General features: G+C 58.1%; 12 protein-coding genes. 5 read left to right on the top strand and 7 right to left on the bottom strand.

What is annotated here, in order from left to right:
* Positions 1-17: 17 nt before the first annotated feature.
* The 4 genes from BLR63_RS13880 to BLR63_RS13865 form a co-directional block, all read right to left on the bottom strand.
* Positions 18-404 carry a hypothetical protein gene (locus BLR63_RS13880; RefSeq protein ID WP_010566541.1) on the bottom strand — a complete coding sequence of 129 codons (387 nt, stop codon included), beginning with the start codon at positions 402-404 and terminating at the stop codon, positions 18-20.
* On the bottom strand, positions 401-5,179 hold the full coding sequence (locus BLR63_RS13875; RefSeq protein WP_231998170.1) for an RHS repeat-associated core domain-containing protein: 4,779 nt from the start codon (positions 5,177-5,179) through the stop codon (positions 401-403). The genes BLR63_RS13880 and BLR63_RS13875 overlap by 4 nt, the downstream gene beginning before the upstream one ends.
* 198 nt (positions 5,180-5,377) lie before the next feature.
* Positions 5,378-6,859, bottom strand: a complete 1,482-nt coding sequence (locus tag BLR63_RS13870; RefSeq protein WP_010565091.1) for a methyl-accepting chemotaxis protein — start codon at positions 6,857-6,859, stop codon at positions 5,378-5,380.
* 96 nt (positions 6,860-6,955) lie between these two features.
* Positions 6,956-7,762, bottom strand: coding sequence for a TatD family hydrolase (locus BLR63_RS13865; RefSeq protein WP_010565090.1), 807 nt, complete (start codon positions 7,760-7,762; stop codon positions 6,956-6,958).
* A gap of 236 nt (positions 7,763-7,998) precedes the next feature.
* Between BLR63_RS13865 and BLR63_RS13860 the strand changes: the two genes are divergently transcribed.
* The 3 genes from BLR63_RS13860 (at position 7,999) to BLR63_RS13850 (ending at position 10,527) form a co-directional block, all read left to right on the top strand.
* Entirely contained in the window at positions 7,999-9,420 is a 1,422-nt protein-coding gene (locus BLR63_RS13860) for an MltF family protein (RefSeq protein WP_010565089.1), read from the top strand.
* 102 nt (positions 9,421-9,522) lie between these two features.
* Complete coding sequence (locus BLR63_RS13855) at positions 9,523-9,957, top strand: DoxX family protein (protein WP_010565088.1); 435 nt, start codon at positions 9,523-9,525, stop codon at positions 9,955-9,957.
* Positions 9,958-10,218: 261 nt separating this feature from the next.
* Positions 10,219-10,527, top strand: coding sequence for a hypothetical protein (locus BLR63_RS13850; RefSeq protein WP_010565087.1), 309 nt, complete (start codon positions 10,219-10,221; stop codon positions 10,525-10,527).
* A gap of 4 nt (positions 10,528-10,531) precedes the next feature.
* Here the strand turns inward: BLR63_RS13850 and BLR63_RS13845 are convergent, their stop codons facing one another.
* Genes BLR63_RS13845 through BLR63_RS13835 form a run of 3 tightly spaced genes read right to left on the bottom strand, consistent with a single transcriptional unit; the run spans position 10,532 to position 13,929 of the window.
* A complete protein-coding gene (locus tag BLR63_RS13845) occupies positions 10,532-12,265 on the bottom strand; it encodes a Gldg family protein (protein WP_010565086.1) in 1,734 nt (577 codons plus the stop codon).
* A gap of 15 nt (positions 12,266-12,280) precedes the next feature.
* Positions 12,281-13,006, bottom strand: a complete 726-nt coding sequence (locus BLR63_RS13840) for an ABC-2 transporter permease (protein ID WP_010565085.1) — start codon at positions 13,004-13,006, stop codon at positions 12,281-12,283.
* Complete coding sequence (locus BLR63_RS13835) at positions 13,003-13,929, bottom strand: ABC transporter ATP-binding protein (RefSeq protein ID WP_042946842.1); 927 nt, start codon at positions 13,927-13,929, stop codon at positions 13,003-13,005. The genes BLR63_RS13840 and BLR63_RS13835 overlap by 4 nt, the downstream gene beginning before the upstream one ends.
* 224 nt (positions 13,930-14,153) lie before the next feature.
* On the opposite strand from BLR63_RS13835, the gene BLR63_RS13830 reads away from it, so the two are divergent.
* Together BLR63_RS13830 and greB are read left to right on the top strand one after the other, a co-directional pair.
* Positions 14,154-15,140: a hypothetical protein gene (locus tag BLR63_RS13830; protein WP_010565083.1), complete on the top strand. Its 987-nt coding sequence runs from the start codon at positions 14,154-14,156 to the stop codon at positions 15,138-15,140.
* Between the two features lie 113 nt (positions 15,141-15,253).
* Entirely contained in the window at positions 15,254-15,727 is a 474-nt protein-coding gene (gene greB, locus BLR63_RS13825; RefSeq protein ID WP_010565082.1) for a transcription elongation factor GreB, read from the top strand.
* Positions 15,728-15,752: the final 25 nt, after the last annotated feature.

Here is a 15,752-nt window from a genome sequence, read left to right as displayed (position 1 = left end):
GGCCAGGCGTTCTGAACTCATGATTTAACCGACTCAGCCCAGCTTCGGCAAAAGTCATGTTGCTCCTGTATGTCGTTGGTTAGATCGCTTTCTTCATAAGCGAAAATATGTACAAGCTCGCCATCGGGGTTTCCCATTGTCAGCTCGTAGGCGACGAGACCATTCGACATGTGTGAAGACATTCCAGAGGTGTGGACGCTTATTTTGGCGCCCTTGCATAAGAATTTTATATCTTTCATGTCTGCTCTCATTAAACCGAAGCTATCGAACAGGTCCAGCGCTGTGTAGGTTTTTCTTACTCCATTGTTCAGTAATAAATGCAGGGTTGGTTTTCCACCTTCGTATTCAATCACCGCGCTTTCACGGATACCGTTTTTGATGATATTGATTTCACGCGATTTCATGGGTATTCCCTGTTGGGGTTCAATATTGTGTATCCCTTGAAGGTGCCGTCTTCATTGACTGGCGAGGCACCTAAGATATCTTTGGTGTCTATACGCTCAGGAATAGCTATTTCCATTTCATTTTTATGTTTTGAGCGCGCGCCCAGTTCTTTATTTACGTCTCTTCCTGGAATTCTTTTAAGCGTGTAAAGGAAGCCTTCTTCAAACCCATAACCTGACGCAAATACCAACGCTTGTTTCCTTGATGTTGAGGTGGGGACAAAGTTGCTGGGAGGGCTGGCGTTGTTTAAAGAGTGCAGAAAGAGATCTGTACTCGAACCTCGACTTTCAAACCCATCTTCAAATATTTCATCCGGCTCTCTTAAATCGCCGCGATATAGATAGCTTCTTTTTCTATGTGACGTCGGGGCTGATGGCGATCGTTCATCAACCTTTATCTGTTTGGTAGGACTCTCAATTGTTGACTGTGGCTTACACCCATCCGCCCCCGGACACGAACTCAACCCCAGCGGATCCACCCACCCCGTAGGATTGGGCACGTACTGGTACGCGTTGATCCCACCCGCCAACCTCACCGGATCCGGCGTCAGGTAGCGACCGATGTCCGGATTGTAGTAGCGATGGCGGTTGTAGTGCAGTCCGCTTTCTTGATCGAAGTATTGGCCCTGGAAGCGCAGGGGGTTGTCGATTTTTCCGCTGTCGAGGCGGGCGATTTCGCCGTAGGCGCGGTAGTGGGCGGACCAGACGATGTCGCCGTCGGCGGCGGTGAGTTCCTGTGGGGTGCCGAGGTGGTCGAGTTGGTAGTGGTAGGGCGTTGTTTTGTCTGGACCAAAGCCTTCCAGCAGTGCCAGCGGGCGGAAACTGTCCGGTTCGTAGAGATAGCTGCGATGGCGATCTGCATGGTGTTCGGCGATGAGTTTGTCGCCTTGCCAGAAAAACTCCGTCGTTACCTCATCAACGGTCTTGCTGATGCGCCGCCCGAACGGGTCGTAGCGATAACTGGCGGTTTGGCCATTGGGCTGGGTAATGCCGATCAGCCGGTGCTGACAGTCATAACGGTATTCGGTGACTAACGCATGCCCACGTCCGCGCCGCTCGCGGATCAGGTTGCCGAAGGCGTCGTAGTCGTAGGAGCGATCGCCCTGGCTCGTCAGGCGGTTGCCGGCGACGATGTCGGGGCCGGGGCGGTTTTGCATCAGCAGGTTGCCGGCCGGGTCGTGGGCAAAACGTTCCTGGACGTCTTGGGAGTGGTCGGCACGGGTCAGGCGGTTGAGTGGGTCGTAGTGGTAGCGGTGTTCGCCCTTGCGGGTGTCGAGCAGGCGGGTGAGGTTGCCGGATTGGTCGTAGTCGTATTGGCGTTGGTAGTGGGGGTGGGCCTGTTGGGTGACGGTGTGGGCGCGCAGGCGTTGCTGGTCGTCATAGTGATAATGGCTGAGCAGTTGGCCCTGCTGGCGTTGATGCTCCTGGCCAGCTTTGAATAGATGAGAGGTCAGCAGGGCGCCATTCAGTTCGACGGTGGCGAGGTGGCCGCCTTTACCGTGGTTGAAGCTGAGGCGGTTGTTGTCCGGCAGGCGCAGGTGTTGAAGCTGGCCGCAGGCGTCGTAGCCATAGCGCAAGGTGCCCCAGCCTTGGTGTTCGGCGGTGAGGCGGTTTTGGCGGTCGTATTCGTAGGCCAGCGCCCAGTGGCCGTCGTCGACGCTGAGAAGGTTGCCCTGGCGGTCGTAGGCATAGTCCACAGTGCTGCCATCGGGCAGGGTTTTTCTTACGAGGCGGCCGGCGTGATCGCGCTCGTAGCGGGTAACCAGCTGACTGCCGTCGTCGCCGTGTTCGGTCTTTTCCTGCAGGTTGCCATTGAGGTCGTAGGCATAGGCGGTGCGCTGGCCGTCAAAGCCGGTTTCCTGCTGGATCAGGCCGTTGGGGTGGTAGTCGAGTGTGTAGGTCTCGCCGACTTCGTTTTCGATCTCGGTCAGCAATAACCGGACGTTGTCATAGCGATACTTGACCTGGGTGCCATCGGCATTGATGCGGCGGCTGATCAGGTGCAGGCCGTCGGCGTATTCGTAGCGGGTGACGTGGCCGCGTTCATCGCGTTCGGCGGTGATTTTTCCGTAGGGGTTGTAGCTGTATTCGCGCTCGGCGCCGCCTGGCAACACGACGCGAATCAGCCGACCGACGCTGTCCCACTGATACCCGGTCAGCGCACCATGCTCATCCTCGCGCGCCACTTGCCGGCCAAGCTCGTCATAGCGATAACGCTTGATCCCGCCATTGGGCAACTGCTCCTCAAGCAATTGCCCGCGTTCATTCCACACCAGCCGATGGCAACTGTGATCCGGGTACCACACCCCCACCAGTTGCCCATATCTGTTGTAGCTGTAGTCGGTAATGTGGCCATTGGGATCGGTCCTGCGCGTGACGTCGCCCTGGTCATTGCGCTCGTACTTCCAGACCGCTTCACCACGCCGCACAACCCGTACGAAACCGTTGTCATGCTCGTAGGTCGTCGGCTCGTCGTCCCCCGGAAACAGCGCCACCAAGCGTCCGGCTTCGTCGTATTGATAGGCCGTCACCGCCCCGAGCGGGTCCTGCTCAACCGTCAGCCGGCCTTTATCGTCGTAGGATTTGAAGTGCGTGGCGCCATCTGGATCGATGCGCTGCACCAGCCGCGCACGCTGATCGTGGACATACACTTCCTGGCTGCCATCGGCGTTGTGCAGCGTGACGCGACCGTTGTCGTCCCAGGCATAACGCGTGTCCATTTGCGAAAAACTGGCCCAATGCCGGACACATCTGGCCGCCTTGCCAGCGCGTTCCCACGCCCAGAAGAAACTCGCCCCACCGGCCAGCCGGCGCTCGAGAATGACGTGCTGCTCGTCGTACCGATAAACCTCGCGTTCACCAACGGCATTGGTCGCCGAGATCAGTCGGCCCGCTTCGTCGTAGGTGTAGGAAACGACGTTTTGTTCAGTCACCCACTCGAACGGTTCAGGCCCCTTGGCGCGCTGAATCTGGTAGTCCACGGCCACGATACGGCCCGCCGCGTAGCGCAAGCACAGCGAGCGCCCCACACCGTTATCCAGCCGTTCGATGCGTCCCAGGGCATCCCGGAAAATCCGCAGTCGGTTGTCATACGCGTCGCTGATCGCCGTCAGCACGCCGTCGCGAAAGTGGAAGAAACGTGAAGCCTGCGCCAGCACCAGTTCATCCGGCGAAGCGCCCAGATAGATCGCCGCTTCGGCCAGGCTGTTGGTGATCGCCGGTCGAGAGTCGGATGGCAACGGAAACGCCGTAGTCCGATTCTCATGGTCGGTCCACACCACCGAATCGTCCGACACAGACAGCCGCTGTGCCAGCGCGTGACTCCAGCCAAAGCCCAAGCCGCAATCCACGTCCACCGCACTGGTGCGGTACACACGCGTCCACTCGAACGGCAAGATCCCGTCTAGCGCCCCATCGGTCAGGGTCAGCAGTTCCTCGCCGGTGACCATCGACACCGGGCAGCCGTGGGTGACGGTCTTGTCCGACGCCGCCACCGCATCGCCGTTGGGATTTTTCGCCGAGGTCGGCGCATCGTCCACGGGCTCTTGCCTGACCAGCGTCGTCCGCTGGGACTTGTTGCGCACCGCCGGCACCGGGTTGGAAACCAACTGATCGCCCGCCTTCAACGGCGCAACCGGCACGCTCCTGATCGGCGTCGGCGCGCTACCCAGCAGCAATGGCTTGGCCGCCTCGGCATGTGCATCCAGCTTGGGCCCGACGATCTGATCGGCGAGCCGTTCCAGCCATTGGCGCGCACGGCCTGACTTGACATGACTCAACACCTGCGTGCCCAGGCGAATCTTCACGCCCATGCCCCGCGTGGCCCAGATCAAGAACAGATTGATCAACACCTCGCCGGTGATCTCGCCCAGCAGTTCGTACATCTGCGGCGGCGGCAGCAGCCGTATCCAGCCGACCATGGCGGATAAATAGATAAACAGCAGCGGCTCGTCGCTGAGTATCAGCAGGCCCTGGGCAATCGCGTCTTTGCTGAGCTTGAGCAGCTCATCGAGTTCGGCCTGGGAGAGGTACTGCAGCAGCTTTTCGCTGTTGGCCTTGAGGTCGGCCAGCAGCTCGTACAGTTGGGTGATGTTGTCCCACAGGTTGTAGAGCGCCTTGGCAATCCCGTGGGCAAACGCCACGCCCTGCAAGGCGCTGCGCTCGAACGGCGTGGCGTTTGCGAAGTCGTCCCATTGCGCGCTGAACGTCTGTGTCCATTCATCACGCAGGTGATTTTCCAACTGCGCAATCAGCGCCTGATAGGACGCATACAACGCCTTGACGTGATCTTCGCAAACGTTGGGATAAAAGGTGATCTGGTAGCGCTGATCGCGGGCGCAGTCCGTGATTTCAAGTATGCCGCTGGGGCCAATCGTGTGATGGATCGGCGCGCCCATCGGGCTGCCATCCGCGGCGATGGCTTGCAACATCACCGGCGTATTGCCGATGGGCACGAATTGCGAGCTTTCGAACAGATGCACCAGGGTCAACGAACCCTGGGCCTTGCACGTGGCCACGGTGCTGCTGGGTGTCGTGGAGGAAGCCGGCGCGACCAGCGCCACCTCATCCCCGACCTTGAATACCTGCTCGACCTCCAGCGCCGAAACGCTCCAGAAGCTCGAGGCCCACTGGTCAAACGTGTTGAGGCACGCCCTGAAATCATGAAAGACGCTTTCGGCGTCCGGCGCCTGGGCATTCATGGGGGCCAGGACAAAGCTGGCGATGGGCGGAATCAAGAGGCAGCCCCGTTGACCGGGGCATGGGTGGAGAAGTGCATCAGCGGTCCCTCGCGCTGGTTGGTCAGGCGAGAGACTTTGGAGAGGTTGGCGGGGGAAAGAAGTCGGCGTTATTCGCCGTGATGACTCGGAAGTTTCGCCAAAACCTCAGGTAAACCGAGGCTTTGTTGTAGGCGGAGGATTACAGGTTGAACAGTCCTACAACTTCAACTGCCCAATCGCTTTGCTCAACTCCCCAGCCAAGGTTGCCAGTTCGTTGCTGGTGGTTGCCGAATCGACGGTCTGCTGCACGGTGTTCTCGGTGACATCGCGAATACTCACCACCGCACGGTTCATTTCTTCGGCCACATGGCTTTGCTGTTCGGCGGCGACGGCGATCTGCGTGTTGTTCTCGCGCATCTGCGCCACGGCGCCGGTGATTTCGGCGAGGGCGGAGCTGGCTTCCTGGGCTTGCTGTACGCAATCGTCAGCCTTGAACGAGCTTTCCTGCATAAAGTCCACGGCGTCGCGCGTGCCGGCCTGCAACGCCGAGATCATGCGGGTGATTTCGTCGGTGGAGCTTTGTACGCGTTTGGCGAGGTTGCGCACTTCGTCGGCGACCACGGCAAACCCGCGGCCCATTTCCCCGGCGCGGGCGGCTTCGATGGCGGCGTTCAGGGCGAGCAGGTTGGTCTGTTCGGCGATGCTGTGGATCACACTGACCACGCTGCTGATTTTCTGGCTGTCTTCTGCCAGTTTCTGGATCATTTCGGCGGTCTGCTGTACGCCGCTGGACAGGCCTGCGATCGAATGCCGGACACGGGTCACGACGGCCTGGCCGCTGCCGGCAAGGGTGTCGGCGCTCTGGGACAGGTCGCGGGTGGCGCCGGCGTGCTGGGCGATATGGTGCACGGTGGCCGTCATCTCGTTGATGGCGGTGGCCGCTTGGTCGGTTTCGCTTTGCTGACCAAGCATGCCGTGCTGCACCTCATTCATGCTGCTGGCCAGTCGTGCGGCCCCTTCATCCAGTTGCTGGGCGGTGCGCGCTACGGTACTGACCACGCGCTGGTAGCCAGCCTGCATGGCGTTGAAGGCAGTGGCCATCTGGCCGACTTCATCCTTGCAGGCCAATGGCACACGGGCCGAGAGGTCGCCGGTTTTTTCGACGTGCAGCATGACGTCCTTGAGGGTGTTGAGTTGGCTGAGCAGGAAGCGGATCAACAGCTGCGAAGCACCCAGCATTGCCAACATCAGGATCAATACCGCCACGGCATAGTTGGCGAAGCGTTCGGTGAACACTTGGCTCAGGCTGGGGGCATAGGCGAGCACGGCAACCTGTTGGCCGCCAGGGCGAGTGACCACTTCTGCACCCCTCAGCGGATTTTCGCCGAACAGGGGCATGTGATTGAGTTCGATCCAGCCGTTGGCGCTGCTCAGGGCTGACAGATCCATGTCAGCCAGTTGTGGGGTCTGGCCACGGGCGAATGTCAGCCAGTGCTCACTTTTGGGCAGGGCTTTGTCGACCGGCCAGGCGCTGAGCAATCGACCTTGCGCCTGTGCCGAGGCCTGGGACGCATCGCTGCGAGCCTGTTGTTCGAGCTGCACGGCATAGAGCACCAGCAGCAGGGTGGTGATGAAAGCGACCGCGTTGACGGCCCAGAATTTGTACTTCAGCGAGATATTGCTAAGCCAGGCACCCATGGAAGGTTTTCTCTGATAGCGGAAACAGCATTGGCAAGGTGCCATTATTGTGCCGCTACTGAGAAAATCGGTTTTGACATGGGTCAATGCGTTGCCTCAGTTCACGGCGGACAATCCAAAAAAGGCGCGTGCGCTGGCAGTGCTGTGTTCGGCCAGGTCTTCCACGCTTTCGTTACGGTGCCGGGCTACTTCGCGCAGCACTTCCGGGAGATAGGCCGGTTCATTGCGGCCATTTTTCGGCTTCGGTCGAAGGGTGCGTGGTAACAGGTAGGGGGCATCGCTTTCCAGCATCAGACGGCCCCGGGGAATTTCCCTGACCAGCGGGTGCAGGTGTGTCCCACGGCGTTCGTCGCAGATCCAGCCGGTGATGCCGATGTGCAGGTCAAGGTCGAGGTAGCTGAACAGCGCCTGCTGCTCGCCGGTGAAGCAATGCACCACGGCGGCGGTGAGATGGTCGCGGTAGTCCTTGAGAATCTCCAGCAGGCGCTGGTTGGCGTCGCGTTCGTGCAGGAACACCGGTAGTTTGAGCTCGACGGCCAGGGCCAGGTGTTCTTCCAGGACTTTCTCCTGCTGCGGCCGTGGGGAAAAATCCCGATTGAAATCCAACCCGCATTCGCCCACGGCACGCACACGAGGTTCATTGAGTAAACCGCGCAAACGCTGGGCGCTGTCGCCGTTCCAGTCACTGGCGCAGTGGGGGTGGATTCCTGCTGTGCTGAACAGGCGTTGGCCACTTTCATCCAGTTTCAGGCAGAGTTCCAGGGCCTGTTCGCTACCGTCGATGCTGGTGCCGGTGAGCACCAATTGTTGTACGCCGGCGGCATAGGCGCGCTCGAGAACGGCTTGGTGCCTCTCGTCGAAACTGGAGTTTGTGAGGTTGACGCCGATATCAATGAGTTGCATGGTGCTATCTCCGCCTGCGGTCGGAAAGCATATCAGAGCTGTAGATTTATAAGAAAACTGAAGAACTACAACGAGTTATAGCTGTCTTTGAACGTCGCAAGCGACATTGCAATGGGCCACTGGCCTTTTCCAATGCCGTCATTGCGTCACTTGCCAGCGCATAAAGCGCTCTGTTTCTGACCCCCATCGCCTCGTTTTTCGCGAGGACGTTGGCCAGTATTCTTTCCGGAGAGCGGATGATCCGACCCTCGGCGTTGCTTATGTTGTGCCTGACGTTACTGCTGCCCATGGCGGCGGTCGCGCGTCTGGACGGGCCGCTGGAAGTGGCCAAGCCCGGTAAGGTGCGAGATCTGGCGGACATTCGCTCCAGTCGTACCTTGCGTGTATTGGTCAACCAGAGCCGCAACAGTTCCGGCGAAATCCAGGGCCAGGCTATTGGTGTCGAATACCATCGTTTACGCGCCTTCGAGCAATACCTTAACGGTCATGCCCAGGATGGCCAGGAAATCAGCCTCAAGATCATTCCCAAGGCCAAGGACCAACTGCTCGGTGCGTTGGCCCGTGGGGAAGGCGACCTGGTGGCTCCCGGCGAATTGCTTGATGTGAAGGCCACACACAAGATCAGCCGCAGTGATCCGATTGCCAGTGGCGTGCCTTTATGGTTGGTGGGCGTGAAGGGGGAGCGGCGATTTACCCGGTTGGAGCAACTGTCCGGGCGAACGCTGACATTGACCACTGGCAGCGCCGCAGCGGATGCCATCAGCCAGGTCAACCAGAAGCTGGCCTTGCACAAGCAGCCGCCGATCAAAGTGGAGTGGGTCGATCCGTCCCTGGCCGTTGAAGACGTGCTGGAGATGGTCCAGGCCGGGATTTTTCACCTGACCATTGTCGAGAAGCCGATTGCCGAACGCTGGTCGAAGATCCTGCCCAAGTTGCGCTTCGACAAGCAGGTGGCCATCAACGAACCCGGTGATGAGTTCTGGTTCGTGCGCCAGGATGCGTCGATGCTGCGTGCCAGTATCGATCGATTCATCAAGACCTATCGAACTCCTTCCGACCAGGATGTGGCGTTCCAACGTATTTACCGTCGCCTTTATCAAGTCCGCAACCCCCTGGCCCGGGTCGATCGCCAGCGTTTGGAGAAACTGCGCCCGGTCCTGCAAAAACACGCGCGCGAACAGGGCATGGACTGGCTGAACCTTGCTGCACTGGCCTTCAAGGAGTCGGCGTTCGACCCTGGGGCGCGCAACGGCGGTGGGCCCACCGGTCTGATGCAGATCACACCCTCGGCGGCGCAACGGGTGGGGGTCAGCAATATCGAGAACCTTGACAGTAATGTGCAGGCGGGTGCGCGTTACCTGGCGATGATTCGTCGCAAGTTCTTCGCCAGTCCCAAGCTCAACGAGCGCGAGCGCATGGCCTTTGTACTGGCGGCTTACAACATGGGGCCGGAGCGGGTGCAGGGCATGCGCACGGAGGCGAAACGCCGTGGGCTCAACCCCAACCAATGGTTTTTCCAGGTTGAACGCATTGCCATGGAACAAGTGGGCATGGCAGCGGTGAGCTACGTTAATAGCGTCAATAAGTACTACTTGGCGTTCGATCGGGACCGGGAGTCCTTGGAGCCGCTGGCGCCGAGCGTTGCCTCACGGAAATAATCGATTTAATCGATGCTAATGGTGCGTTTTTTCGGCTTTTATCATTGCTTAAACTGATTAATATGGCGGCCAACCCACCCCGTCTTGAAAAGGATTGACACCATGAGCCCACTGATCAAAAGCATTCTGTCCACCCGTGCAGGTTTTGGCCTGACCATTTTGCGTATCGTTGTCGGCATCATCTTCGCGGCCCACGGTTCGCAAAAACTCTTTGGCTGGTTCGGTGGCTATGGCTTGGCGGGCACTGCCCAGTGGATGGAAAGCATCGGTCTGGCCCCTGGTACGCTGATGGCACTGTTGTCGGGTGGTACCGAATTCTTCGCCGGCCTGGCGCTGATCATTGGTTTGTTGGCGCGCCCGGCGGCGCTGGGCCTGACCATCCTGTCATTGGTGGCGATCTTCTCGGTGCATATCCATAACGGTCTGTTCATGGCCAACAACGGCTACGAGTTCGCACTGGCCTTGCTGGGTGGTTCGCTGGCGGTGCTGCTGGAAGGTGCTGGCAAGCTGTCTGCCGACCGCGCCATTGCCCATTGATCCCCGTATAAAACCCAGAGCAGGCCCGCCGATGTGCGGGCCTTTTCGTTGCCCGTGATTCTTGACACCGCCCCATCGGCTTCTCTAGGATGCCGCTCATGCGCCGATTTAAACAGCTAATTGCGGGGCGCCACCGGGACTTCCTATAGCCCGACAGAAGCCTGGTCTCCCTTGCCGAGACCGCTTTGAAATACCGCTAAAGCGCTGGTTCGGTGTTGCCTCTCACCTGCCCGCAGACTTTTGAGGCAGAGACACGACACGATGAATGCATTACGCCCCCTGATACGCCTGGCTCCGATCACCGCAGCCCTCACTCAACGTAATCCGAAAATCCTCCTGGGCGGCAACCACCAGCCGACGCTGTTGCGTTACCTGGATGGCTGGCCGCGCCGTACCGGGCGGGCATCGGCGTTCCTGATCCAGTTTGCCGAAGACGGCGAATCCCTTGCCCGGTTCGCCACCGACAGCTTCGACCTGGCGGTTATCCAGGCCCCCAGTGCCGCCGATGCGAAGGAAGTGATCCACCAACTGACGCGTATCGCTCGGCAGGGGCTGATCGCCAGGCGTTGAAGGCTCAGTGAAACGCAGTGCGACGCCGGCGTTGGTCGAGGAAAACCATCCACGCTGCGAGGCATAACGCCAGCGGTATTGTGTAGGTCACGACCAGTTTGATCGCCAGTTCCAGGCGATGCACCGACGCATACGCCTCGACCCGCAACGCATGCAACTCCATGGGCAAGCGCAGGCGTTCCTTGTTGAGCGCTTGCAGTTGCGTGGTGGCATCCACCGTTTGGGTGCCGAGGACGGTCGTTTGTGGGCTCAACAGCTGCCATTCCTGTTCTGTGCGCTGCAGGCGTCGCTCCAACTCGCTCGCCTTCATGCGATAGACCTGTTCGGCAGCGCTGCGCATGGCTTCAAGCACCGTCGGCGACGCTTGCATCTGCGCGCGAGGGTGAATGCTGGCCAGTGCATCAAGGGCGGACAGGCTATCCAATGTGTTCAAGACAAACAGCGCGTTGTTATCAGGCGCCAAGCGGCTCACCTGGTCCATGAGCAAGTCCGTGTCGGCGACGACGACTACGTGGATTTGCGCCGCCTTTTGCAAACCGGGCGGGTGCCCCTTGATGCCATCGGGAAATGCCGAATAGCCTGGCCCTTCGATACGGGCGGCAATCACGTGGCGTTTTCCCTGGATGGGTGTGTCATCGATCAATGAATCGAGTGCGGTAGCTCCGGCGAAGCCTTCAACCTCGAGCAATTCGGATTGCTCGGAGCTTTGCAGGAGGGGCGTGAAGGTTGTACGACTCTTACTGCGTCGGGAGAGGGCGCCGCTACTCGATACCGTCACCCCATTCAATCTCCACGTGCTGATATCCCGGGTATTCATTGCCTGCCGGGGCAGGTTCAATCGGCCGGGATGATGCGCCCCGTTCTTTTCGGCGCCGGGCGTCTCCAACGGTGTGTAGAGGCTATCGACCAGCCATTTGTTCGCCGGCATCTGGATACCCCAGGCGGCAAGCAGTTCATCCAGGCGAGCGTTGGCCGCCTTGGTGTCCGGGCTACGCTCGCTGATGGGGTCGATGAACACCATCAACTTGCCGCCTTTCAATACAAATTGCTCAATTGCGTACAGGGTTCGCTCAGGTAGTGCGCGCGGGTGCACGACCATCAGGGTCTTGACCTGTTCCGGGATACGCTCGGTGGTTGATTCCAGCTTGGCCAGGTTGAAATGCTGCTGCAGTTCCTTCAGTAATCGTGCGGCGGACTCCTTCATGGCCAACCCCGACAGCAACCCGACAGTAGGGCGCTCCGGGTGCTGCAACTTATAGATCAGGTGGCTGATTTCATAGTCGAGCAAGGGCTCCCGGTCGAGGCTGAATGATTCGATGCGCTGTGCGCTGTGACCGGCGCGGGTGCCGATAAGGCCGATAAACCCGGACTTGTCATCGAGGCCAAATAACCGGGCTCTGTAGGCGTCTTCGGAGAAAGGTGCAGGGTCGATAAGGTGCAGGTTGATCATGCCCTTGGCTGCTTTTTCGTATTCCTTGAGCAGATCCTCAATACGCTTGCCATAGCGTTTTAGTGCGTAGTTTCTCTGTGGGTCGCTGTTTGCATTGAAGTAATACAGGTCCAGCGGGGCTTGCAACGAACCGAGAAATTGACGCTGGGGAACCGATAAGGTATGCATTTTTTGTTGGGTAAAGTCCCATCGGATATCGGGGAGTTTGTTTACCCAAACCAAGTTGAAGGCCATAAAAAGTAACACGATGACCGTAAGTGTCATGCCGGTGCGCAGCGCTGATCGCATTAAGGACTTTCCTTCTCAGCTGTGCTTATAGTTGAGGGTCACTGTGGTCGCAGTGAGAAAGGCCAGAATCAAACTAATGAAATAAAGCGTATCGCGAAGCGTGAACTTTCCATTGTCGATCATGCTGAATCGGGAGAACGGGCTGAGGGCGGTATAACTGTCGATCATCCAGACAGGCGCCTGGTGTTCCAGCGCATCTACCACAGCAGAAAGTCCGCTGGCCGAGAGCAATAAGCCTACCGTCAATAGCAAAATAACGATGCGCTGACGTACCAACGTAAAAATAAAACACGCAACCGAAAGATAACTGCCTGCCAGCAACCAACTCGCCAGGAATTGCGAGGCAATGATGTTGTTGTCCGCGGTGTCCAGATAGTTGGCAATGATGACAAGGGGAAACATCAACAGCAGTGCCATGCCAGCCACGACCCAGGCGGCAAGAAATTTACCGATTACCCATTCAACCGTCGTGACGGGCAATGTTTTCATCAGGTCGAGAAAGCCGGTATTGGACTCATCCGACCAGAGTTGCAACGCCAGGGCAGGGATCAAGAGTAGATAAAGCCAGGGATGTAACTGGAAGAAAGCTTCTAGGTGGTGGGTGTCGCGCTCCAGCCACGGGCTCGTGTACAACCCCAATGTCACCGACAGTACCAGGAAAATGGCAATACTCAGGTAAGTGCCAGGTGTGCAGGCATACGTGGCGATTTGACGCTTGAAAATGACAGGCAGCAGTTTCAAAGAGGGGCCTCGCGGCTCAGATGGTGAACCACGTCGTGCAGGCGACCTGGTTCCAGGTTCAGTGAATTGATTTTCCAGCGGCGATTGGCGATGAGGGTATTGATGTGGGGGTAGATCGCATGCCCCGGCATGGCCAGGACGGTCACGGTGCCGGGGGCATGCCGATGTTCTTCGATACCTGCCACGCCGGGCAGCACGGCAAGGGCCAGCAGATCCAAGGGGCTGTCCGCGGTCAGGGTGACTGCCTGGAAATGGCGGGAGTTGCGCCGCAGCTCGGACAGCGGTGTATCGGCCACCAGGCGACCGTCTGCGATAACCAGCGCGCGGGTACAGACTTGCGACAATTGCTCGCAATGGCGAGAAGCGATGATCACCGTCATTTCTTGCGTCAATGACTGGATCAGGGCCTTGAAGTGGTGTTTCTGATCCGGCGCCATCCCTTCGGTTGGCTCATCCAGTAGTAACAAGGCCGGTGCATGCAGGATGGCCTGGGCAATCGCGACCCTGCGCTTCAACCCCATGGACAGGGCGTCGAGTGGTGCATTGAGCGCAGGTAACAAGTCCAGCCGCGTAGCGGCCTCTTCCACTCGCGCGCGTTTTTCGCTGCCGCGCAGCCCACGCATGGCGGCGATGAATTCAAGAAACGCTTTAACCGACAGGGTGGGGTGATCGAGGTTTTGGTCAAGCTGGTAGCCGACGAATTTTCTGGCTTTAAACGGATGGGTTTGAGTGTTGAACCCTTGGATTTTTATATAGCCGCTGGAAGGTTGGGTTGAGCCCGATATCAACTGGAGAAGTGCCGTTTTAGCGATACGGTCTTCGCCAAATAATCCTAGGCATTCTGGGTGATTGGCACTGAAAGAGAAGTTGCTGATTATTTTTTTCTTGTCCAGGTGTTTTGTCAGATTGCTTATTTCGATCATATTTTTACCGAATAAGTTTGGTATGACGTCAGTGGCTAGATCGAAAAAGGTTACGGACAATAGACGTTTTTGGGAACGCCGAGGGGCATTAATAAGACAAGTCCTACGTGCGTGCCCAGCGCGTCGCTGAAACAATTGTTTGGTGTTTTATAACTTTTCTATTGTCGAATGTTTATTTGTTGTTTATTTAAACTTTCCGCCCCTTGTGATGAGGCCTGATTATCATGATGCTTCTACGTACACTTGTTCTTGAACGTAACGGTCAGGATGCGCCAGTCAACGGTGCATTGCTTTGTGGCTTTGCGGTAGGTCAGATTGCTTCCAACTTTCTTGTTTATAGCCTTGACGAAGAAGTGGAACCGGGGAGTTCCAGGGTCTACATTGCGGCCTTACGCAAAAAACTCGAACGGTATTTTTTGGGCGGCGTCGAGTCCAAAGATGACTTGCAAGTGGCCATGCATGTTTTCAAGCAAATCCTGACCTTGGCCGCGTCGGGCGCCAAGCCGGGTGGCGTGACCGAACCCCAGGTTCCTTATCATTTTGTCGACTTGAAGGGCTGCAAGCTGCCGCCTGCCAGGCCCGAGGATCATCATTCGGTGATCATCAAGAAGGCGCTGGTGATGAAAGTGATCACGCTTGGCGTGTCTGCGCCAACGCTTCCTGCCATTGAAAGCCCTTCCTTGATTGTGCCGTCCATTCGCTTCTCATCGCAGATGAGCTCGGTTCCAAAGGTCGCGAGTCTGCCGGAACCTGAGCGTGTGCCTGCCCATGAGCATTCTGTTGAGGAGGTGCATCAGGTATCCGCGCAGACGTCCTCAAGCTTTGTTCAGGTCGCACCTGTTTTACCGCGCGAGCCAGACGCTGCGGCACAACCGAGGCTTCCCGCGTCAGGGGGCGACAGCGCTTTATTTGAAGTCGACAGTACGTTGACCAACCTGGCGCGTGTCGCTCAGGAACTGACGCAACAAAAACTCGCTGCCATCGAACGTGAAGCAGCGCTTGAGCAATGGCAGGCCCGATTGCAGCAAGAGCAGAACCAACTGGATGAAAAGGCCCATGAACTGGAGCGGCGCGCTGTGCAGTTGCAGGAGCAGTCGCAGGCGGTCAGCCACAGGACTGAAATGTTGACGGTCATGACGTCCCAGGTGTCCGGCCTGCGGCAGAGCTTGCGAAGTGTATTGCTTGAATTGGATCAGGCGTTGGATCGTTAGACTGGCCTGGCTACTTTGCCGCGTTCATTTATCATCGACTCCAGTCAGCCGACGCCAGGCTGTGAATGCCTGGCCTATCGGCACCTATGGACATTGCCTGGGGATGCGAGCGTTTGAGTACCAAGCTGATTACCAAAGAAGGTCATGAAGCGCTGAAGAAAGAGCTGGATTACCTGTGGCGTGAAAAACGCCCGGACACTACGCGCAAAGTGACATGGGCCGCTTCGCTGGGGGACCGCAGCGAAAACGCCGACTACCAGTACAACAAGAAACTGCTGCGTGAGATCGACCGTCGGGTGCGCTACCTGCGCAAGCGTCTGGAAGACATGCGGGTGGTGGAGTACATGCCCGAGCAGGAAGGCAAGGTGTTTTTCGGGGCCTGGGTCGAAATCGAAAACGAGCAGGGCGAGACCAAGCGTTTTCGCATCGTCGGTTATGACGAGATTTATGACCGGATGGACTACATCTCCATCGACTCCCCCATGGCTCGGGCGCTGTTGCGCAAGGAAGTGGACGATGAGGCCATTGTGCAGACGCCAGGGGGCGAAGTGTGCTGGTGGATCACCCGTATCGAGTATGTGAAGTGACCGCCGCTGGCGCGTCTCCTGGGCA

This window comes from Pseudomonas extremaustralis, assembly GCF_900102035.1.
Classification (GTDB): Bacteria; Pseudomonadota; Gammaproteobacteria; order Pseudomonadales; family Pseudomonadaceae; genus Aquipseudomonas; species Aquipseudomonas extremaustralis.
This window is presented reverse-complemented; position numbering and strand designations above follow the sequence as displayed.